Annotated in this window: 24 protein-coding genes and 1 other annotated feature; of the genes, 17 read left to right on the top strand and 7 right to left on the bottom strand. The window is 34.4% G+C overall.

Annotated features, from left to right (window positions below; genetic code table 11):
• The first annotated feature begins 78 nt into the window (after positions 1–78).
• From ACQY63_RS08540 to ACQY63_RS08480, 13 genes are all read left to right on the top strand, one after another.
• Positions 79–231 carry a cyclic lactone autoinducer peptide gene (locus ACQY63_RS08540; protein ID WP_022165969.1) on the top strand — a complete coding sequence of 51 codons (153 nt, stop codon included), beginning with the start codon at positions 79–81 and terminating at the stop codon, positions 229–231.
• Positions 232–276: 45 nt separating this feature from the next.
• Positions 277–867 carry an accessory gene regulator ArgB-like protein gene (locus ACQY63_RS08535; protein ID WP_022165968.1) on the top strand — a complete coding sequence of 197 codons (591 nt, stop codon included), beginning with the start codon at positions 277–279 and terminating at the stop codon, positions 865–867.
• Positions 868–1,230: 363 nt separating this feature from the next.
• Positions 1,231–1,683 carry a hypothetical protein gene (locus ACQY63_RS08530; protein ID WP_022165967.1) on the top strand — a complete coding sequence of 151 codons (453 nt, stop codon included), beginning with the start codon at positions 1,231–1,233 and terminating at the stop codon, positions 1,681–1,683.
• 61 nt (positions 1,684–1,744) lie between these two features.
• Positions 1,745–2,200 (top strand): hypothetical protein, encoded by a 456-nt coding sequence (locus ACQY63_RS08525; RefSeq protein WP_412623109.1) that lies wholly within the window; start codon positions 1,745–1,747, stop codon positions 2,198–2,200.
• A gap of 88 nt (positions 2,201–2,288) precedes the next feature.
• Positions 2,289–2,563, top strand: a binding site (T-box leader).
• Positions 2,564–2,684: 121 nt separating this feature from the next.
• Entirely contained in the window at positions 2,685–4,631 is a 1,947-nt protein-coding gene (gene metG, locus ACQY63_RS08520) for a methionine--tRNA ligase (RefSeq protein WP_412623108.1), read from the top strand.
• Between the two features lie 74 nt (positions 4,632–4,705).
• Positions 4,706–5,482: a TatD family hydrolase gene (locus ACQY63_RS08515; protein ID WP_022165963.1), complete on the top strand. Its 777-nt coding sequence runs from the start codon at positions 4,706–4,708 to the stop codon at positions 5,480–5,482.
• Between the two features lie 79 nt (positions 5,483–5,561).
• Positions 5,562–6,431 (top strand): 16S rRNA (adenine(1518)-N(6)/adenine(1519)-N(6))-dimethyltransferase RsmA, encoded by an 870-nt coding sequence (gene rsmA / locus ACQY63_RS08510; RefSeq protein WP_022165962.1) that lies wholly within the window; start codon positions 5,562–5,564, stop codon positions 6,429–6,431.
• 472 nt (positions 6,432–6,903) lie between these two features.
• Positions 6,904–7,602, top strand: a complete 699-nt coding sequence (locus ACQY63_RS08505) for an N-acetylmuramoyl-L-alanine amidase (RefSeq protein ID WP_022165961.1) — start codon at positions 6,904–6,906, stop codon at positions 7,600–7,602.
• Positions 7,603–7,698: 96 nt separating this feature from the next.
• Positions 7,699–8,766 carry an L-threonylcarbamoyladenylate synthase gene (locus ACQY63_RS08500; protein ID WP_022165960.1) on the top strand — a complete coding sequence of 356 codons (1,068 nt, stop codon included), beginning with the start codon at positions 7,699–7,701 and terminating at the stop codon, positions 8,764–8,766.
• Between the two features lie 15 nt (positions 8,767–8,781).
• Complete coding sequence (locus tag ACQY63_RS08495; RefSeq protein WP_022165959.1) at positions 8,782–9,234, top strand: low molecular weight phosphotyrosine protein phosphatase; 453 nt, start codon at positions 8,782–8,784, stop codon at positions 9,232–9,234.
• Between the two features lie 19 nt (positions 9,235–9,253).
• The gene (upp, locus tag ACQY63_RS08490; RefSeq protein ID WP_022165958.1) at positions 9,254–9,883 is read left to right on the top strand and encodes a uracil phosphoribosyltransferase; all 630 of its coding nucleotides are present in this window, start codon (positions 9,254–9,256) and stop codon (positions 9,881–9,883) included.
• 105 nt (positions 9,884–9,988) lie between these two features.
• Positions 9,989–10,477: a deoxycytidylate deaminase gene (locus ACQY63_RS08485; RefSeq protein WP_022165957.1), complete on the top strand. Its 489-nt coding sequence runs from the start codon at positions 9,989–9,991 to the stop codon at positions 10,475–10,477.
• 159 nt (positions 10,478–10,636) lie between these two features.
• Entirely contained in the window at positions 10,637–11,026 is a 390-nt protein-coding gene (locus tag ACQY63_RS08480; RefSeq protein WP_022165956.1) for a hypothetical protein, read from the top strand.
• A 239-nt stretch (positions 11,027–11,265) separates the two neighbouring features.
• On the opposite strand, the gene trhA is transcribed toward ACQY63_RS08480, so the two are convergent.
• Positions 11,266–11,940 carry a PAQR family membrane homeostasis protein TrhA gene (trhA, locus tag ACQY63_RS08475; RefSeq protein WP_022165955.1) on the bottom strand — a complete coding sequence of 225 codons (675 nt, stop codon included), beginning with the start codon at positions 11,938–11,940 and terminating at the stop codon, positions 11,266–11,268.
• Positions 11,941–12,281: 341 nt separating this feature from the next.
• On the opposite strand from trhA, the gene ACQY63_RS08470 reads away from it, so the two are divergent.
• Together ACQY63_RS08470 and ACQY63_RS08465 are read left to right on the top strand one after the other, a co-directional pair.
• Entirely contained in the window at positions 12,282–13,289 is a 1,008-nt protein-coding gene (locus ACQY63_RS08470) for a hypothetical protein (protein WP_412623107.1), read from the top strand.
• Complete coding sequence (locus ACQY63_RS08465) at positions 13,273–14,160, top strand: CpaF family protein (protein WP_302689719.1); 888 nt, start codon at positions 13,273–13,275, stop codon at positions 14,158–14,160. The genes ACQY63_RS08470 and ACQY63_RS08465 overlap by 17 nt, the downstream gene beginning before the upstream one ends.
• Before the next feature lie 460 nt (positions 14,161–14,620).
• Here ACQY63_RS08465 and ACQY63_RS08460 read toward each other — a convergent pair whose 3' ends face one another.
• From ACQY63_RS08460 to ACQY63_RS08435, 6 genes are all read right to left on the bottom strand, one after another.
• On the bottom strand, positions 14,621–15,535 hold the full coding sequence (locus tag ACQY63_RS08460; protein WP_055155695.1) for a DUF6551 family protein: 915 nt from the start codon (positions 15,533–15,535) through the stop codon (positions 14,621–14,623).
• A 2-nt stretch (positions 15,536–15,537) separates the two neighbouring features.
• Complete coding sequence (locus ACQY63_RS08455; RefSeq protein WP_055196442.1) at positions 15,538–16,458, bottom strand: hypothetical protein; 921 nt, start codon at positions 16,456–16,458, stop codon at positions 15,538–15,540.
• A complete protein-coding gene (locus tag ACQY63_RS08450; protein WP_044999283.1) occupies positions 16,445–16,861 on the bottom strand; it encodes a hypothetical protein in 417 nt (138 codons plus the stop codon). Before ACQY63_RS08450 ends, ACQY63_RS08455 begins: the two co-directional genes overlap by 14 nt.
• Entirely contained in the window at positions 16,821–17,609 is a 789-nt protein-coding gene (locus ACQY63_RS08445) for a hypothetical protein (protein WP_055177523.1), read from the bottom strand. Before ACQY63_RS08445 ends, ACQY63_RS08450 begins: the two co-directional genes overlap by 41 nt.
• The gene (locus tag ACQY63_RS08440) at positions 17,606–19,459 is read right to left on the bottom strand and encodes a recombinase family protein (protein WP_428245056.1); all 1,854 of its coding nucleotides are present in this window, start codon (positions 19,457–19,459) and stop codon (positions 17,606–17,608) included. Before ACQY63_RS08440 ends, ACQY63_RS08445 begins: the two co-directional genes overlap by 4 nt.
• Before the next feature lie 129 nt (positions 19,460–19,588).
• A complete protein-coding gene (locus ACQY63_RS08435; RefSeq protein ID WP_117649583.1) occupies positions 19,589–19,978 on the bottom strand; it encodes a helix-turn-helix domain-containing protein in 390 nt (129 codons plus the stop codon).
• Positions 19,979–20,544: 566 nt separating this feature from the next.
• Between ACQY63_RS08435 and ACQY63_RS08430 the strand changes: the two genes are divergently transcribed.
• Both ACQY63_RS08430 and ACQY63_RS08425 read left to right on the top strand, forming a co-directional pair.
• Positions 20,545–20,865, top strand: coding sequence for a helix-turn-helix domain-containing protein (locus ACQY63_RS08430; RefSeq protein ID WP_013976760.1), 321 nt, complete (start codon positions 20,545–20,547; stop codon positions 20,863–20,865).
• Between the two features lie 57 nt (positions 20,866–20,922).
• Positions 20,923–21,411 (top strand): chemotaxis protein CheY, encoded by a 489-nt coding sequence (locus ACQY63_RS08425; protein ID WP_428245055.1) that lies wholly within the window; start codon positions 20,923–20,925, stop codon positions 21,409–21,411.
• Positions 21,412–21,431 lie beyond the last annotated feature (20 nt).

The raw sequence follows: 21,431 nt of genomic DNA, 5'->3' as shown, positions 1-21,431 counted from the left end.
CGTTTATCGCAAAAGTGAACTTTTGGGGCAAAAATGTGCTATCGTATAAGGCATAAAAAGGAAAGGAGGAAAAACATTATGAAAAAGGAAAAATTTATAAAAGGCTTTGCAAATGTTTTAGCTGCTGTAGCTGTTACAGTAACATCTGGTGTTGCAACAACAGGTTGTTTTGCTTTTTTACATCAGCCGGAACTTCCAAAGGGAGCAGAAAAACTTAGAAAATTCAAATAGGAAAAATTTAATTGGTAAGATTTAAAAATTACCATGAAGTAACAAATGAAAAGAACTACAAAGGAAATAGATAAAATGACAAACATGCTAACTAATTTTATTATTCAGCATAGCGATGTTAAAAGGGAAGACGCAGACATAATCGCATTCGGCGTAAAATATGGATTAATTACATTGGCAGAAATATTGGGAATGGTTGTTATATCTTTTCTTATGAGAGAACTTATTCCGGGAGCGGTTATATTAATCGCTTTTATTTCTATTAGAGTTTATGCAGGTGGCTATCATGCGAAAACTTTACCAAGATGTGTCGTAATGTCCACCATTTTGTTTACATTGATAATTCTTGGTTATAAAATGTTATACTTGCCGATAATTGTTAAGGGACTAATTGCATTATTTTTGGGAGTATTAATATTGATATTTAGTCCGGTTGAAAATGATAATAGAAGATTATCTGAAAACGAGAAAAAAGTATTTAAAAACAGAGCGCTTCTTTTCTATAGCATAAGCTTGATAATTTTTATGTTAATCAAAAAATTATCCAACATATTAGTGTGGGCGTATTTGATGATTCTTGTAGTGTTAATTTGGGGCATTGTAAAAGAGAGAATGAAAATGACTAGCGAGCGCTAGGTTGAAAATGAAGAACAAAAGAAAGGAATCAACAGGCAGAGGATGGCGGCTTTGGCGCTTTGAATAAACACTGGCAGTTGGTTTTGTGAAAAGCTTCAAAAAATCTAGGAGGATAGGTTTTTTGAGGCTTTTTTGATAAAATAAGAAAAAAAAGAATAACAGAAAAATAGCAAATAGTTTTTGATAATAAGAAGGAATTAAAAAAATGGGGAGTTGATATAGGAGACAGCAAAGAAGGAAAAGATGACTTTTTGTGTTATTCTTTTGGGTATGAAATTAAAAGAATATATCATAGCAAATATAATGCAGATAGAGAGTGGGATAATATTTTTTAAATAACATTACACAGGAAAGGGGCATTTTATGTCTAAGAAAAGAATTCTTATAGGTATAATAATTTTATGCCTAATGACAGTGGCAATATTTTGTATAAATGACTACAGACATCAGGAATATTATCACGACATAGAAAAAATAGTATCAGAATCTATAAAGGGAAATATAGATAGTGATGCCATAGACAGTGAGGCTGGGAAGAAATTATATGATTATGTACAAGATATGTATAAGGAATATGATGGCTTAGACGTAAAAGAAGCTGAAGGTTTATGGGATGAAGCAGACTGGAATGAAAAAACAGTTTGGATTAATGAAACTTTTAGTGGAAAGTTAAAGAATTCCTCAAAATCAGAAAAGACTGAGAATGCAGAGAGCTTTAAGATATTTTTTATTATAAAAAACGGCAATGTGTATATCAAAAAAGCAGGTGTATCTGTTAGCGAGGAAGGTGAATATATTTCTGATTTGGATAAATAGGTTCGTTTAATACAACCATGAAGATATAATAAAATTTATACAGGAAAGATTGGTAAAAATTATGGAGATATGTCTTGCATTAATCGCATTGATTGTAATAATTCTTATTTGCTTTATTGTGAAAAAGGTTACAAAAAATAAAAAAAGACCAATATCAATTTTATTAATTATAATCGGCGTTATAGTTGTTAGTGCTGTAGGCATTGGTTTTGTAAAATTCTCAAATGATGAGCAGTATGTTGTGGTCAATGAAAATAATCAGGAAGTATCAATAAAGTTAAAGAATCATAAAGATTATTTTGGATACAAGTTTTATAGATTTAGCAGTTTTGATTCAGAAGAAAGCGTGCTTAAGGAACTTAAAGAAAATGGTTATAATGCATATTATGATGAAGATACAAAGAAAATTTTAATAGAGTATGAGAATGACACTTTTGAGATTAAAAAGGAGAAATCAGAAAAATTGTTGTTTGTAAATCGATACAGTTATATTTTTTGTAAAAATAATGGAAATTAGTGTAGGTATAAATCCAGCTAAAATTCCACGATTTTACTAAATACATAATTGACAAACTACCTATAAAATAATAGAATTAGTGGGTATGACAAACGCGTTGAAAGGAAGAGTAAACTCTAACAAAGCTAACAGAGAGTTCTGGTTGGTGAAAAGGAACAGTGGAGTGAAAGTTGAAGATGGCCCTGGAGCGGTGAAGGTGAGTATATTATATGAGCCGTCAACGGTTACACCCGTTATAGTGTTAATGAGGTCTGAAAGTTTAACATATTTCATTGAAGATATTTTGATGATTGATTATGAATAGATAATGAAATTTCAGATAAAGTAAAGTGGTACCACGAAGTCAACCCTCTCGTCTTTACAAGAAGACGGGAGGGATTTTTTTCATATAAAAGGAAATTCTATTAGATAAATTTCACAGTTAGACTGTAGAGAGTGTAGAAATAAAATGGGATTTCAGAAAAATAGTAGAAGGAGAAGTAAAATGAGCAAAACATATTATTTAACAACAGCAATTGCGTACACATCAGGCAAGCCACATATTGGCAATACTTACGAAGCAATTTTGGCAGACAGTATTGTACGTTTTAAAAGACAGCAGGGATATGACGTAAGATTTCAGACAGGAACAGATGAACATGGACAGAAAATCGAAATAAAGGCAGCAGAAGCAGGAGTAACACCAAAGGAATTTGTTGATAAAACAGCAGGTGTTATTAAAGAAATCTGGGATCAGATGAACACATCATATGACAAATTTATTAGAACAACAGACCCTGACCATGAAAAACAGGTTCAGAAAATCTTTAAAAAATTATATGATCAGGGTGATATTTATAAAGGATATTATGAAGGAATGTACTGCACACCTTGTGAGTCATTCTTTACAGAATCACAGTTAGTTGATGGAAAATGTCCTGACTGTGGAAGAGAAGTAACTCCTGCAAAGGAAGAAGCTTACTTCTTTAGAATGAGCAAATATGCAGACAGATTAATTGAACACATTAACACTCATCCTGAATTTATTCAGCCTGAATCAAGAAAGAATGAAATGATGAACAACTTCCTTCTTCCGGGACTTCAGGATTTGTGCGTTTCAAGAACATCATTTAAGTGGGGCATTCCTGTAGACTTTGATCCGGACCACGTAGTTTATGTATGGATTGACGCATTATCAAACTATATTACAGGATTAGGATTTGACCTTGATGGAAACAGTGATCCAATGTTTGAAAAATATTGGCCTGCAGACCTTCATTTAATTGGAAAAGATATTTTAAGATTCCATACAATTTATTGGCCAATTATGCTTATGGCACTTGACCTTCCACTTCCAAAGCAGGTATTTGGACATCCTTGGTTATTGCAGGGTGATGGTAAGATGAGTAAGTCAAAGGGTAATGTGATTTATGCTGATGATTTAGCAAGTATTTTTGGCGTAGATGCAGTTAGATACTTTGTACTTCATGAAATGCCATTTGAAAATGATGGAACTATTACATGGGATTTAATGGTTGAGAGAATGAACTCAGACCTTGCAAATACATTAGGAAACCTTATAAACAGAACAATTTCAATGTCAAATAAATATTTTGGCGGCGTTGTTGAAAACAAGGGTGTAGAAGGTGACGTTGATGCAGACTTTAAGAAAGTTGTATTAGAAGCACCTGTTAAAGCAGCAGAAAAAATGGATAAATTACGTGTTGCAGATGCAATTACAGAAATTTTTGCATTATTTAAGAGAAGTAACAAATATATTGATGAAACAATGCCTTGGGCTTTGGCAAAGGACGAGACACAGCAGGACAGACTTGCAACAGTTCTTTACAATTTAATTGAAGCAATTAATATTGGTGCAAGTTTACTTGAGCCATTTATGCCTGAAACATCAGCAAAGATTTTAGCACAGATTAACGGTGCACCAAGAGCTTTTGATGATATGACTGAATTTGGTAAATACCAGTCAGGAAACAAGGTTGTAGAAAAGCCTGAAATTCTTTTTGCCAGAATGGACCAGAAGGAAGTAATGGAAAAAGTTAAGGAAATCGAGGAAGCACAGAAGGCAGAAGTTCAGGGAGAAAAATATCCTGAAGTTGAAAAGAAGCCTGAAATTACAATTGATGACTTTGACAAAATCCAGATTCAGGTTGGTGAAGTTATTAAGTGCGAGCCTGTTAAGAAGGCAAAGAAACTTTTAGTTTCACAGATTAAGATTGGCGCAGAAACAAGACAGATTGTTTCCGGTATTGCAAAATACTATAAGCCTGAAGAAATGGTTGGAAAGAAAGTGGCTGTTATTACTAACTTAAAACCATGTAAACTTTGTGGTGTTGAATCACAGGGTATGATTCTTGCAGCAGGAGATGACGAAGGAAATCTTTCTGTTGTAACAGTTGATAAGGATATTGTAGCAGGAAGTGAAATCTGCTAAAGTTATATGTAGGTTCGGGGCTTTGTCCCTGAACCCATTAAAGCAATAGTGCTTTAGCATCAGGAGGAAATAAAATGATTTTTGATACACATGCTCACTATGATGACGAGGCTTTTGATGACGACAGAGAGCAACTTTTAGAGAGAATGAGAAACAGAGGAGTTGAGTATATTGTTAATGTTGGAGCTTCAATGGCATCATGTAAAAGCACAATAGGTTTAATTAGAAGATTTCCATATGTATACGGAGCGTTGGGAGTACATCCTGACGAAGTGGCTGAGCTAACTGACGATGATTATAATTGGTTAGCTAAGAGCGTGTATAAACCTAAGATTGTAGCTGTTGGTGAAATTGGATTGGATTATCATTGGAATGACAATAGGGAGCAGCAGATTGCAGCTTTTGAAAGACAGATGGACATTGCAAGAAAAGCAGAACTTCCAATTATTATTCACAGTAGAGATGCTGCAAAAGATACATACGATGTAATGAAGTCAAATAAGGCAGATGAAATTGGCGGAGTTATTCATTGTTTCTCATATACTAAAGAAATGGCAAAGCAGTTTTTAGATATGGGATTTTATCTTGGAATTGGCGGCGTTGTTACTTTTAATAATGCAAAAAAACTTCAGGAAGTTGTGGAGTATATGCCTATGGACAGAATGGTTATAGAAACAGATTGTCCATATCTTGCACCTGTTCCAAACAGAGGTAAGAGAAATGATTCATTTAATCTCCCTTATGTTGTAAGTAAAATTGCTGAAATTAAAGGTATAAGTTCCGATGAGGTAATTGACATAACAAGCGAAAATGCAAAGAAGTTATACGGAATTGTACAAAATCAAATATAAATTTGATTAGTGAATTAAAGCAAATTAAAGTTTTAAATTAATTTTATATTAATTATAGAAGTAATTAGTGAGGTATTATATGGCATATTTAGGTTCGCCTAGTGCAACTAAAGAAATTATTAATAAATACAGTTTTGCTTTTCAAAAAAAATTTGGACAAAACTTTTTAATTGATTCTAATATATTAGAGAGCATTGTAAGTGCGGCTGATATTACAAAGGATGATTTCGTCCTTGAAATTGGACCTGGAATTGGAACAATGACACAGTATTTATGTGAGGCAGCGCGTCAGGTAGTGGCTGTTGAAATTGATAAAATGCTTATTCCAATTTTAAAAGATACATTGTCTGAATATGATAATGTAGAAGTGATTAATCAGGATGTTTTAAAACTGGACATTAAAGCTCTTGCACAGGAAAAGAATAATGGAAAGCCAATTAAGGTTGTAGCTAATTTGCCATATTATATTACAACACCAATTATTATGGGCTTGTTTGAAAGCAAGGTCCCAATTGAAAGTATTACCATTATGGTACAAAAGGAAGTTGCCGACAGAATGCAGACAGGTCCCGGTTCAAAAGATTATGGTGCTTTATCTCTTGCGGTTCAGTATTACGCAGATGCTAAGGTGCAGTTAAATGTATCAGCGTCATGTTTTATGCCAAGACCTAATGTGGATTCTGCAGTAATCAAATTAACTGCTCATGAAAAGCCGGTGGTTGATGTTGACGAAACATTAATGTTTAAAGTAATTAGAGCAAGCTTCAATCAGAGAAGAAAAACGTTAGTCAATGGCTTGAAAAATTCTTCCGAATTGGACTACACAAAGGAAGAAATAGTTCAGGCAATTAAAGCTATTGGCAAAGAAGAAAACATCCGCGGAGAAAAGTTGACTTTAGAAGAATTTGCTGCATTAAGTAATAGCTTGAAGGTGGTAAGGGAGAAATAAAAATAAATGAAAACCTATTGGATAGAAAGAATATCTGATAGGTTTTCTTTTATTTGGAAGTTTGCTGATTTGATATAGTAGATGGTATAATAAATAAGGATTGATGAGTGAGCAGGTTTTAAGTATACCGTAACGATATAATTATTTTAAAGGAGGGCGAGTTATGATTTACTAAAATTAAAGAAAAGTGCATTTGTTGTTGGAACGATGACGGAACTGTTAGAGGATGGTTTTAAACGAATTGATGTGCCGGAAAACGATTTAAAATTATTAAATTCGTTAATAAATTAATCGATAATATAAAAAATATTTTAACGGAGTTGTATTGTGATATCAGTATAGCTTCTTTTTTTATACAATAAGTGTAACACGCATTTTTGATGTTTCAAAAACATATAATTTACAAAAATAGGAACTGCTCTATTGGTAAAACATGATATCAGTAAAAAGTTATAAAAAAATGGAAATTTTCATGGCGATTATTCTGCTTGTTTCCGTAACTGCAATTGCCTGTAACATGGAAAAAGTAGTGAAAGAGCCGACAAAAGAAAATGGCGAAGTAGTAACCACAAAAAATTTTAATGGAAAAACTGTTGTAATTGATCCAGGGCATGGTGGAGATGATCCGGGAAAAATTGGTGTAAATAAAGAGAAAGAAAAAGATGTGAATTTGGCTATTAGTAAGAAGCTTTTTCAGGTACTAAATGAACAGGGGTATAAGGTTGTACTAACCAGAAGCGAAGATGTTGTTTTGGGGGATGGAGTTAAGTTTTCTAAAATAAGGGATTTAAATAAACGCTGTGAAATAGTAAACAACGCCTATGAAGAAAATAATAAATGTATTATGGTTAGTATTCACCAAAACAGCTTTACGCAGACGTCAGTTCATGGAGCACAAAGTTTTTATTTTCAAAGGTCAGAGCAAAGCAAGCTGCTAGGTGAAACTTTGCAGAAAATCCTAAATGAAAAGGTAAATGATAAAGAAAAAAAGGCAAAGCCAAATGACAGTTACTATATTTTAATAAATTCAAAATGTCCGGGAATAATTGTAGAGTGTGGTTTTTTAAGCAATAGCGATGAGGCAACAAAATTGACAAATGAAACATATCAAAAAGAGCTGGCAGAAATCTTGAGTGAAGGCATTTCTACATACTTTAATATGCAGCGATAAATGGCGATTCCTGGTGAAAAGATAAAGGGGTCTAACGTTGTATTTTAGATGTAATTATGATAAAATAAAACGGATATAGGTCAGGTGAGGCGAGAAATGAACACGAAGATAATTAACATTGATAAAGACAATATAGATGGGGAAGCATTAAAGGAAGCAGGGCAGATTATTCGAGATGGAGGCCTTGTTGCATTTCCAACAGAAACGGTTTATGGATTGGGTGCAAATGCACTTGACGCCCAGGCAGCTATGAAGGTTTATGCTGCGAAAGGACGCCCATCAGACAACCCATTAATTGCACATATTTGTGACATAGAAATGCTGAAACCATTGGTAAAGAAAATACCACCGGTGGCAGAGAAATTAATGGATGCTTTTTGGCCGGGACCACTTACTTTAATTTTTGAGAAAAGCGATATTGTTCCAAAAGGAACAACAGGTGGCTTGGATACTGTGGCTATCAGATTTCCAAATCATCCTATTGCAAGCAGATTAATTAAAGAAGCCGGAACAAGCATTGCGGCACCAAGTGCCAACTTATCAGGTAAGCCAAGTCCAACACTTGGTGAGCATGTAATCGATGATTTGGACGGTCGCATAGACATGATTATTGATGGTGGCATGGTAGGAATGGGATTGGAGTCTACAATTATAGATGTAACAGTAGATCCACCTCTTGTTTTACGACCAGGATTTATAACATACGAAATGGCAAAGAAGGTTGTTAGCAACCTTGAGATAGATCAGGCCATTTTGAAGAAACCGGTAGAAGGTTTGAAACCAAAAGCTCCGGGTATGAAATACAGACATTATGCACCAGCAGCAGATTTTCGTATTTTTAAAGGTGATGCGAATAAAGTTGCTCAGCACATAATTGATTCAGCTAATGCAAAAGCTGAAGAAGGAAAGAAGACAGGAATAATAACAGCTAACCAGCATTTAGGATTGTACCAGGGAAAAATAAATGAGAACATTAAGGTAGTATCTCTGGGCGATTTGGACAAGCCGGAAACAATAGCAAACATGTTGTTTAAAGCGCTTCGCGATTTTGACAAAGAGGGAACTGAATTCATTTTTGGGGAAGCTTTTTCAGAGGACAACATTGGATGGGCTATTATGAACAGGCTTACAAAGGCAGCTGGTTATAACATAATGGATGTGTAGCAGTTCGGAGGAAAAATGTTAGAATATTCAAAAGTAATATTTGTAACTGATACAGACACTTCGTTAGGACCATTGGCGGCAGCTCTACTTAAGCATTATTTACCACAGGAGAGAGCTACTATTGAGTCTAAGGGACTAGCAGTGTTATTTCCGGAACCTATGAACCCAAAGACCGTTGCCATTGCAGCGTCAAAGGGGATTGAAATTGACAGAAGTTCAGTTCAATTAACAGGTGAAGATTTTGGAAAAGATGTATTGGTACTTGTATTAGACGAAACAAAGAAGCAGGGCATTTATGATGACTTTGCTGAAGCAGTGAATGTCTATACACTTAAAGAGTATATTAATGAGCAAGGAAGTATAACTAACCCGGATGGTGGGGAACTTGCTGATTATGCGAAACTTTATGATACGGTTGATGAAGTGATTATAAAGTTGGCGAATAAGTTAAAACATAATAAGATATAATATGTACGGAGGAAGAAACATGGCAAAGATAATGATAATGGATCATCCATTGATTCAGCACAAGATTGGAATTATCAGACAGGCAACTACAGGAACAAAGGATTTCAGACAGTTAATAAGCGAAATTGCAATGCTTATTACTTATGAAGCAACAAGAGATTTGGAGCTTGAAGATGTAGAAGTTGAAACACCTATTTGTAAAACAACAATTAAGCAGTTAGGTGGAAAGAAACTTGCAATCGTTCCAATTCTTAGAGCTGGTTTAGGTATGGTTGATGGTATGCTTGCGCTTATTCCATCAGCAAAGGTTGGACATATTGGTCTTTACAGAGATCCAGTAACAGCAGAACCTCACGAGTATTATTGCAAGCTTCCTGAAGATTGCGATAAGAGAGAAGTTTTTGTGGTAGATCCAATGCTTGCAACAGGTGGTTCAGCTATTGCAGCAATCCAGATGTTAAAGGATAAGGGCGTTAAGAACATTAGACTTATGTGTATTATTGCAGCACCTGAAGGAATTGAAGCTTTTGAAAAGGCTCATCCGGACGTAGATGTTTACATTGGTGCAAAAGACGAAAAATTAAACGAACACAAATATATTGTTCCAGGTCTTGGCGATGCAGGAGACAGAATTTTCGGAACAAAATAGTAACTAGAAATGAAGAAAGACTTTTCTTAAGGAGAAGGATTTCTTCATTTTTAATATAAGAAGGATTTTAAATATGAGGGCAAAACATGATTGGAGGACGAGACAATGAGTAACAAAAGAAAAGACTATATTTCATGGAACGAATATTTTATGGGCGTGGCATCGTTAGCTGCGTTGCGCTCAAAGGATCCAAATACTCAGGTGGGAGCCTGTATTGTAAGTGAAGATAACAAGATTTTGTCAATGGGATATAACGGACTTCCAATTGGCTGTAGTGACGATGAATTTCCTTGGAATAGGGAAAGCGACGATCCTTATGACAACAAATATTTTTATACAACTCATAGCGAACTAAATGCAATATTAAATTACCGCGGTGGTAGTTTAGAAGGGGCAAAAATATATGTAACTTTATTCCCTTGCAATGAATGTGCCAAGGCGATTATTCAATGTGGCATAAAGGAAGTTATTTACGGAGACGACAAATATGGCGACACTTCATCTGTGAAAGCTTCTAAAAGAATGATGGAAGCAGCGGGAGTTAAATACACACCATATGAAAAGTCAGGAAAGGAAATAAAAATAAAGTTGTAGAAGTTTTATATTTTATGCGGTAAACCTGTAACTAGGGTGCGGTATAAATTATAATTTAGTTGATTTACAATTGTAAAAATAAAAGTAAAAGGTATATATTTGTAGTAACAAATAATTGAAATCTGAATAGTATAAAATGATAAACTATTAGGATTGATTATGGACTATAAATATATACCTTTTTACGTTCAGGGAAATGCAATAAATGGATTTTATTATGGACAATGGAATCAAATGTCAGACAGAGATATTGATTATGTTAAGGAAATGTACCCGGTAGCTTTTATGACAATTCAGGATTGGGTTGAAAGAGAGTGTGACAAACAGGAGTTTGCAGGAAGTCTAATGTTTGATGAATATCCCGATAAATTAGGTGTTTTGCAAATGGTAAACAACATATTCAGGCAGGTTAAGGAAGAGGAAGAACAGTGTGGCGACGGAGAAAACTGTATTAAATATCCGGATGATCAGTGGCTTAAAGATATAATTATGGTTTTGCTGTTAAATGAAATGTACAGAAGAAGGCAAAACAGAAGAAGATATTATTGAAAAATCGTAAAATAGAAGAATATATTATTAGAAAGATATTGTTGGAAAAGAGCAAAATGGAAAGAAATTACCCTATTTTATTTTCGAAAATGTGTAGTTATTTTCATTTTTGTGCAAATAAAAATTTTATTACACAAAAAATCTGGAAGAAATAACACTCTTCCAGATTTTATCTTTTTAGATCGTTAAACTTTTATAGAAAAGTTTGAAGACTTATAAGTTTATCGAAAATTATAAGATTATAGAGCATAAAGAATAATTGCAAAGAAATGCAAAATGCTGCCTGCAACAATGAATACATGGAAAATAGAATGCATCCATTTTTTAGTTTTGCCAAGTCCGTAAAGGATAGAGCCTACAGTGTAGGCAACACCTCCGGCAACAAGTAAAATTACTCCCCCCAGCGACATGACTTCGTAAGTCTGCTTTATGAAAAATATAATTGTCCAGCCCATTGCAAGGTAGCAAATCATGGAGAAAACACTATATTTCTTTAAATCAATGGCTGTAAGTGCACAAGCAATAATTGCGCAGCCCCAAACAATTCCAAATAAAACCCACGCAAGTGCAGGATATTTAGGTCGCATAGCAACTAATAAAATCGGTGTATAGCTGCCGGCAATTAGAAAATAAATGGTGCAATGGTCTAAAACCTGCATTACTTTTTTGGCCATACCCGGTCGTAAACCATGATAAACACTGGACATTGTATATAAAGTAATGAGGGTTACTCCATAAATACAACTGGAAACAACTCCGATGACACTACCTGCTTTGGCAGCTGTAATAACACAAAGTACAAGTGCTGCAATACCGAGAGCTCCGCCTACAATGTGAGAAACCATATTGAAAATCTCTTCGCCCTTTGAGTAGGTAGGCAATGTTCTGTCTGATAATTTAGTTCTTTTACTCATATATTTTCCTCCATATAATTGTTCTGCTTTGAAAAAATAAAACGTCATTATTAGTATAATGACACGAAAAAAATATGTATTGTAACCATAACATCTAGTTATGAATACTACATAGAAGTATACCACTATATATTTATGTGTCAAGTGCACAAAAAATGAAAAAAACACACATTCTTTAAAATATATATAAAATCACAAAAAGGGTATAGACAAAGTGGGAGAAAGGTGTTTATAATGTGAAAACAGCATTACCTGAGACAAAAAATGCAGGCTAGTGTTGAAGAAAATTATGAAGTACCAGATGGTAAAAATTAGAATTAAGAAGAAAGGGGAGAAGAAAGATGACGGCAACTTTGGCAATTTATGATTTAGATGAAGTATATGCAAATAGTTTAATGAAATACATTAATCAAAAACAAAACATGCCATTTAAGGCAACGGCTTTTACAAATAAAGAGGCACTGGAAGAATATTTACAGGACAACCATATTGATATTCTATTGGTGGATTACAATTTATATGATGAATATTTGGAACTTGAAGATGTAAGTAAAATAATATTTTTAGTGGAAGATGATTGTCAGCAGTTCAAGGATTATTCTTATATTTATAAATTCCAATCATCTGAAAATATCATTAGAAAAATTTTGGATTATTTTGCAGAGCTGAATATAAGCAAAACAGGTTCAATAGCGAAAAGAAATGGAACAAAGATTGTTGGAGTTTATTCCCCTATAAAGAAGCCTGAACAAACTATTTTTGCTTTTACTGTGGGGCAGGTGTTGGCTGAAAGCGGAAGTACCCTATACATAAACATGGATGAGTTTACGGCATTCGATAAAATCTACCATCAAAATTATCAGGGTGATTTGTCTGATTTAATGTATTATTTTAAACAAAATAAAGATACAGTTGCCATTAAGCTGAAAGCTATCGTAAATACAGTTAATACATTAGATTATGTGCCACCACTTAAATATTCAAGGGACTTGAGAACTATGGAAACAACAAAGTGGATAGAATTGCTGGAAACCATAATGGCTACAGGTATGTATGAAAATATTGTAATTGATATTGGAAATGTAGTGGAAGATATAACTTCGTTAATTGAATTTTGCGACAAAATCTATGTTCCTATAGAAAACAGTTATATGTACAAGATGAAAGTTGGGGAGTTTGAAGAGTTTTTGTTACGTAGCGAAGCTTCAGAGTTAATAGATAAAATTGAGCAGGTTACGCCACCTATAGATTTAGTTGACATAGAGGATGACAATTTCTTAGAAAGACAGTTGTGGAGTAATTTGGGAGATTACTCAAGACAGGTAGTAGGAGGTGGGGGCAATAGGTGAAAAAATTAGTAAAGAAACCATAAGAGAGAAAGTTATCTCAACTATTGATATGACCAGGGAACCTCAGGAGCAGGAACTTCACGAAATAATTGACCGTATTATGGAAGAGGAATTAAAAGAAAAATATTTGACTATTAAAGAAAGAATAAAAATTCATAAAGAAGTTTTTAATTCCATAAAGGGGCTGGGGATACTTGAAGATTTGCTGGAGATGGATGAAGTGACGGAAATTATGATAAACGGTAGGAATCATATTTTTATTGAAAAAGCGGGTAGAATCATACCTTATGATGATTCCATAGAGTCAGAGGAAAGACTTCAGGACATAATTCAACAGATTGTTGCAAAAACAAATAGAAGAGTAAATGAGTCTAATCCAATTGTTGACACAAGATTGGAGGACGGCTCCAGAGTGAACGTGGTTTTGCCACCAGTTGCTTTAGATGGCGCTGTTATAACTATTAGAAAATTTGCTAAAGAAAAAATTACCATTAATCAGTTAATTAAATGGGGGACTCTTACTAGAGAAGTAAGCGACTTGTTGGAAAAATTGGTTGTTGCAGGATACAACATTTTTGTAAGTGGTGGGACAGGCTCAGGGAAGACAACATTTTTAAATGTGCTGTCTAATTTTATCCCTAATGACCAAAGAGTTGTAACCATAGAAGATTCTGCAGAATTGCAGTTAAAGAGTGTGGATAATATTGTTCGTCTGGAGGCAAGACAGGCTAACAGTCAGGGAGAAAATGAAATCACTATAAGAGATTTAATAAAAACGTCTCTTCGAATGCGACCTGACAGAATTATTGTTGGGGAGGTTAGAGGCGCAGAAGCTCTTGACATGGTCCAAAGTTTTATATGTACTATATAATAATTATATATATAACGTATATAAGGATGGAAAATATAGATTAGAGGGAGAGACATAGGAACGATATGAACATTAAGTATAGGTTATTGTGTAAAAGGTTAATAGAGGAACGGAAGAGAGTAGGTGTCATTCAATATTATAATGTACTGTTCATAATGGAGTTAGTGTCAGATAAAGACATATGGTCTTTAGAACAGTGGGTGAATGGTATAAATAACATATATATGAAAGATATACATAATTGGTGTAGAACACATTTTGTTAAATATCACACTGTATTTGTTTACAGGAAAGAGTATCCGGTAAAAGCAAATATTTGGAATGGGTATTCATATATAAGGTGGCGGATGGAGCGGATGATGAATTTGGGATAAGATAACATAGTGATTGCATGAAAGAGAGCCTTAAAGCATGGTGTTCTTTTGAAAGTATGGATAGAATAAAGGCTGAAGGCTCTGCGCTATTCGTTTGGCAGAGCCTGAGTATTCTCTTGATCCGTAGAAAATAAATCTAACTGACCTTCTGGAGTGGAACTTTGACCGGATTCATCTTCAGTTGATGGTTCTCTTTTTTTGGGTGTTTTATGAGTGTATAATTTCTCAAAAGGAAGTGAATACTTGGATTTTTTATTGTATTCTAGTAAAAGAGCTTCTGCGAATCCTAATGAACCGGCACGACGTTCTCTGGCAGTACGACTGATTTCCCTGACAGAGACACGCCCAACTTTTTCTTTAAAGGTGTCATCTTTCATTGTTTCTCCATAAGCATTATCCAAACGGGCAATAGCATTAAGCATATTGGAACTAAAGGACATAGGCGCACCTTCCCATGTGGCAACACAAAGGCGTAAAACACGATCAAGAGTGTGAAAACCATATTTTTCATAGATATTAATTAAAGTGGATACAGCACATATACCTCCGGGGCGAGAGGAAGAAGTAATAGTGAGATCATATGATTCAACAAGGTCACGAATAATAAGTTCTCTATCATTACCAGCTTCAATATTAGCCATGAATATTTCATAAGGTAATAACGATTTGACATATTTCATCTGATTTGCAAAAATATCTGCTTCTTGGGTGTAAACAAGATCATCATAAACCATACACCAGACAGGAGTTTCTCTTGATCCAGAGACGAGAGCAACAATCTCTATAGTGTGTTGTCCGTTGAACACATAATTTATCCCATCACGTCTACTTACTTTTACAGGGTTTATCTGATAAAGGTCAAAATTAGCTGCAGCACGCTGAACGTGTTTGATGGAAAGATTACGTTGATAATCTTGATTTGAACATAAATTTTTAATAGGTATTTGCTCAAAATGCACTTGGGGAACAAACTTTTGTAAATCTTCGGTATTTCCATCCATAATTATATTTCCTCCAATTTTTTTAAAATATTATTTGTTGTTGATATTAGGCACATAAGCTGATATTTAAGCTTATATTTTGCTGTATCAGATGCAATTTTAAAATCTGAAACTTTTAATACTCTTTCGATAGAACTGTTCCACGAGGGAATCGTCAATGTAAGACTTGCAATTTCCGCATCTGGATCAAATTGTGGCAGGTTGCGTATTGAAGGAATAGAAACGGAAGATTCTTTCCTTAACATCGGTTTGGCGTAATTATTCCATAGTAATTCCCTTTTCATATCATGATAACTGAGATGTTCTATCTTTTCGGCAAGAAGGTAGTTATTTAGGCTTAAAAGCTGCTCTTTTGATAATCCTGAAAGCTCAATAATATTAGCTTGGGAAATCCAGAGCTGACCAGAACGAACTCGTTTGACAAAATCGGGAACTTTTTCATCAATTATATCTAGTGCACTACTGTAAGCAGAATATTTGTAAACGGTAGCCATTGCTACATTACATTCTTCGGATATTTTTTTCGCTGCGATGCTTGCACCGGAAATATGAGATTTATTCGTAGATGAAAGTTGTCTTGAAACTAAAATTTTTTCAGCATCATATTTTTTCCCAATCAGGTATTTTTTATTGATATTGGTTAAATCCTCTCGTTTAAGTTGGTCAGTACATATCCATGAAATTACATCTTCTTTACTGGAAAAATGGAGTCTTTTTATTCGGAAAGGAATACTGTGTTTACGAAATAATTCATACGCTTCTATACCATTAATGACAATACCATTCCATGTGCAGATTGGGGTGTGATAGGAATGACATAATATCTGTTGTTCAAGTTGTTTATAATCTTTTTCACTGAGATATTGATACAAATTTGTGAATTCTAGTTTTGTTTTTAATGTATATATACTATAATTGCGCATACTCATCTCCCATTATTTCTGATTTGAATTCTGTTTGTGGCAGTTTTGTGATGATGTTATCCATGGAAAATAGAGCTATTTTCTTATCTGGGTAAATATTGCCTTCTAAACGAAAAATGTTAAATTTCTCCCAAGAAAGGTTAAGCTGGGAAAGTGAATATAGTAATTCTCGGCTGTACAATTCATAACTGTTACCATTGATGACAAAATAATCCTTAACTTTATGTGCCAATTTATCCTCTGCACAACTAGCCTTTATACCTATCATTTTTTGATCAGGATTAACAAGAAGTTGAATATATTCTGGGTTACCAATTTGACGGAGTGTATTGCGGTGGATTCGTATACGATTCTTTTTAAAGTCAATACATATTAGTGGATGGGAAGAGTGTTTGTTGTTCATAGGATTTTTCCTCACTTTCTGTTGTTGATGGTTCTTTTGCTTTTTCTATGGATTTATCAGTTGCCTTCTTCTTTTCTTGTATGTCAAATACTGCGTAGCCTTCAAATATATTGACTTGCATTGATTTTTGATGTTCTTCCACTGGAATACCGAACTGATTCTTCCATTCTTCAGGATAAGAAGGTGTCCTAGCAGTGGTTACAGTTCCATTGTCTTTTAGTGTACGAGGAAATATTTCAGGTGAAGTTAAATCGAAAATGAACAGTATTTCATTGCCAGAACGAATTAGTTTGCCGAGAATCTTGTACCGATAATTAGGATTCCAGTCCATGAGAGATATCACTTTAGCAAAGAAAATTCGACAGGTGATTTGTTTTGGCGAACGCTTTTTTCCAGAGGAACACCAACGAAAAGAGTCTTTTTCTTCTTCTCGACAGGGACGGACAGCCAGTTTTTTTTCAATGGGATTGACTAATATTTGCACGTATTCGACATCGGGTAGTTTTTTTATGCAGGCGGTATTTACAGATACCTTGTAGTTATTAAACGTAAACGAAGGTTCGTAAATATGAGCGAAGAATTCGCCACGTACAACTTGATAACCGTCATAGCTGAAAGAATCATCGTCAATGACTTCCATTTGATTTGAGGGGCTGGGTGCGACTGTTATTGGCATAGGTGTGTTGATTTTCATCATATCAGAAGGTTCTGTAGTCATATTCCATTGATTTATAGGTTGCTCGCTCATTGGGTGTCTCCTTTAATTTCTGTAATAATATTCTTTATATTTTGTATAATGGTTTCTTTGGGAGTGGTTTGTAGCTCGGGTTCTTTATAAGGTTTACTTTCTGAAGCAGTCTGCCAGTTTTTGTCCGCTGTAAATTCTGTTAATTCTGGTGCTTGAGACTGAGTATAGTAATTATTACCGAAGCTATTCATCCAGTCGGCAGGATAAGCTAACACACTCTTAGAATCAGATATTGTATCAGGCGTGTTATTGTTGGGGGCGGATACGTCGTTGGTATTTGTCGGTATTCGTATTTCTGTATCGTCCATGTTGAAAATAAGGACATTTTCATTGTCTTTTTGGTGGGCAACTCCTAATATTCTATATTTGCATTTTTTGTCCCATTTAAATATCTCGTATAATGTTGGCAAAAATGCAGCGCCGGAAATTGGTTTTGGAATAAGTTGACCATCTTTGAGACGTGACCACTGCACTTTATTTTTTGTTTCAGAGGAACATGGTCGGATAGCAAGTAGTTTTGAGCTTGGGTGTATTAGCAGTTCGACAAATTTTATGTTTGGAAATTTCCGTATAGCATCTTTGTTAAAAGAGATCTGTTTATATGAAAAAGAAACAGAAATCCGACCAACAGAGGAGAAAAATTGTCCTCTGGCAACTTCATAGTCTCTTAAATCGAAGGAACCGGCGGAAGCAGTAATTGTATCAGGTATATTCATATTTGCCGGTTTAAGGACGCTTTGAGATGCTTCAAAGTAGTCTCTGGCTTTAAATCCAGACCATCTTGGATTAATGCTTATAAATCCACTTAGAGAGCCTTCTTGTATCACATGTAATTCTGGTAAAATCTCTTTATTTCCATATTTCGCATTTGTAATTAATTTTTGAACAGCTATGAAATCATCTCGGGAGATAATAGCTTCGTGATGTCCGACTTTTCTGTATTGATTACGGTCTTGATTGTTTTTCCTTGATTTATGGTCAAGATAATTCGGAGTCCATGTTTTTCTCGCCAGAACATCCCCACAATGGCGTTCATTTTGAAGGATTTGTAGTATGGTACTGGATGACCAGACATCATTATTCTTTTTTGTTTTACAACCGAGTTCTGTCAAAGAATCAGCAATTTGTTGAGTACTGCTTCCATTCAGATACATATAAAAAATAAGCTGCACAATTTTAGCTTCATGTGGATTGATTACAAGATCTCCATTTTCGTCTTGGTCATATCCGAGCAGAGGAGGTGTAAGGAATATTCCCCGACGAAAACGCATTTCAATGGAAGAATTCATAATTTCACTTTTGGTATGACTTTCTTCCTGCGCAAGTGTTGACATGAATGACAGAATCATTTCGCTTTTGGGATCAAGAGTATTTAAATGCTCTGTTTCAAAAAATACACCGACGGGTGGACGGAGTGAAGAAAGCTCTCGTACATATCGGATACAGTCAACAACGTTTCTTGCAAATCGGGATACACTTTTTGTTATGATTAAATCAATTTTTCCGGCTTCACAATCTTCAATCATTTTTTTGAATGCATCTCTATGTTGAAGCGAAGTGCCGGAAATGCCTTCGTCGGCATATATTTCTACAAGCATCCAATTCGGATTTTTATTTACTACATCCTGATAATGATTTTTCTGTAATTCATATGAGGATGTTTGGCGTGGATCATCCGTAGATACCCTTGCATATACAGCTACTCGTAGTTTTTTTTCTGTTTTAAAAATATCCTCTGGTGGAAGTGCCGGAATTACTTCCAGTTCTTCTGGATCAATACCTTTGTATCTTTGCCGGATTCTGGCTTTCTGTTCATCAATATTACTGCTTCGTTCTTCACTTTCTTTCATCAATAGCGACATCCTTTATAGTTGATATAACTATCATAGAATTTTTGGATTGAAAAAGACATAAACCATCTGTTAAGTGATTAACGGATGGTTTATGTAGAAATAGATATTTGATTGTTATTGAATGATTTAATAATCATTCGGGTTATCAGCATCGTAATTGTGTTTTGAGGATAGATGCCAATCATTGATTCGTAAAATATTCTTTATGGCTGAAAGAACCTCGAATATGTAACGTTTTTCAGTGCTGGTACAATCTGCCATTAATAAATCAATATCAGTTTGATATTCCGTAGGATTGTATAACAAGTTTCCATAGAGTAATTCATCAATAGTAATTTCAAGGGCATTGCTAATTTTGATTAAAGATTCTAAACTGGGTTTACGCTTGGCATTTTCTATATAGCTTATATAAACAGTAGAAAGATTAGCGATTTCAGCCAGCTCCTCGGCAGATAATCCTCGTTGTTTGCGGGTTTCTCTTATACGTTTGCCTATAAGTGCATAATTTATTTCCATGTCCTCACCTCCTTTCCATCACAACTTGACTTTTTTGTGTTGTAGATAGAAAAAATGGTGAGCTACACAACAGCAATTGGTTGTATAGAGAGAAGTATATCATATGTATATAGCAAAAAGAAGATTGTCGATTGATGGGAGAAAAAGGCGATGAGTTGTAATTGAACAACAGCGAAAAAAAGGTTATCATTTATGTATTAAAAATTATGTCTGGGAGGAAAATACATGGCAGATAAAGAGGAAATCAAAACACTGGAGGAATTAGAGGAAAAAGGAAGAATACTGCGGGGAGTACAAAGAAAAATTCCGGCAGATGTGCCAAGAAAATAAAATGATAAAGGGTTCGACAGTGCTGAAACTATATGATAAAATTGAAGAAATACAAAGAGAATATGAGCATTTAGATAATAAGCTGACATTAATGGAATACAACTTTATATAGTTCTATTTTTTTTGTTTTAATACTACTGTTTCCCTTAGTAAATACTTGTAAGATACATCTCTAATATTTTTGCGGATTTCTAGTTACAATTAAGGTAACTACTATCGGAAAGAGGTGTATTTACTTGCGTACAGAGGATTATATTGCGGACAATATTATAGCTTTATGTAAAAAACGTGATATGAGTAAATATCGGCTGTCACAATTGACTGGTATATCTCAATCTTCGATTGGAAAAATTATTGCTAAAGAAAGTTTACCCACTATGCCTACTGTAGAAAAGATATGTGATGCACTGGGAGTAACAATGGCACAATTCTTTGCCGGAATGGATGTTCCAGTAAGCTTATCAGAATCACAACAAGAGGTTCTGAATATTTGGAATAATCTTGATGAAAAAGAACAGAATGTAGTGATACAAATGCTCCGGGGACTTCAAAAATAAAGGAAACAGTTGTAACGAAAATGTTGACTGTTTCTTTTTTTATGGAGTTGGGAGATTATGGTGATTGAAAAGAAATATTATGATATTGCACAGCGTGAATTGGAAGAAATGCAAAGAGAAATTAATGCAGAAAAAGCGCAAATGTCAGAAGAAGAGATACTAGAGGATAAAAAATGGCATGATGAACAATTGGAAACAATTATTAAAAAGGCAGAAGCTCATATGCGTCGTTTTAAGAAAGTTCCAGATCCTCAAAAAGTAGTGAAGTTCACTTTTTTACAAAAAGATGCATTGGAAATTGCACGAAATATGCAGATGAATATAAAAACTGAGCGTAAAGAAGATGATTTATGGGGGACGATAGAAATGTCATTTAATAATATGTGGTTTTTAGATTCAGCTCCTAGTGAATGGAAAGATATTTGGAATAACTTGATGAAAGAAGCGCAGAGAGTGTATATAGAAGCAAAAGATAACATGATCATGTATCAATATTATTATGATTTGGCGGTAGAAGTTCCTTGTGTGCAGACACAATACAAATAATGATATATGAATGCTGTTCT

Source organism: Eubacterium sp. Marseille-QA0814 (assembly GCF_965119675.1).
Classification (GTDB): Bacteria; Bacillota; Clostridia; order Lachnospirales; family Lachnospiraceae; genus Eubacterium_G.
Note: the sequence above shows the minus strand (reverse complement) of the source record. Positions and strands in the feature narration are given on the sequence as shown.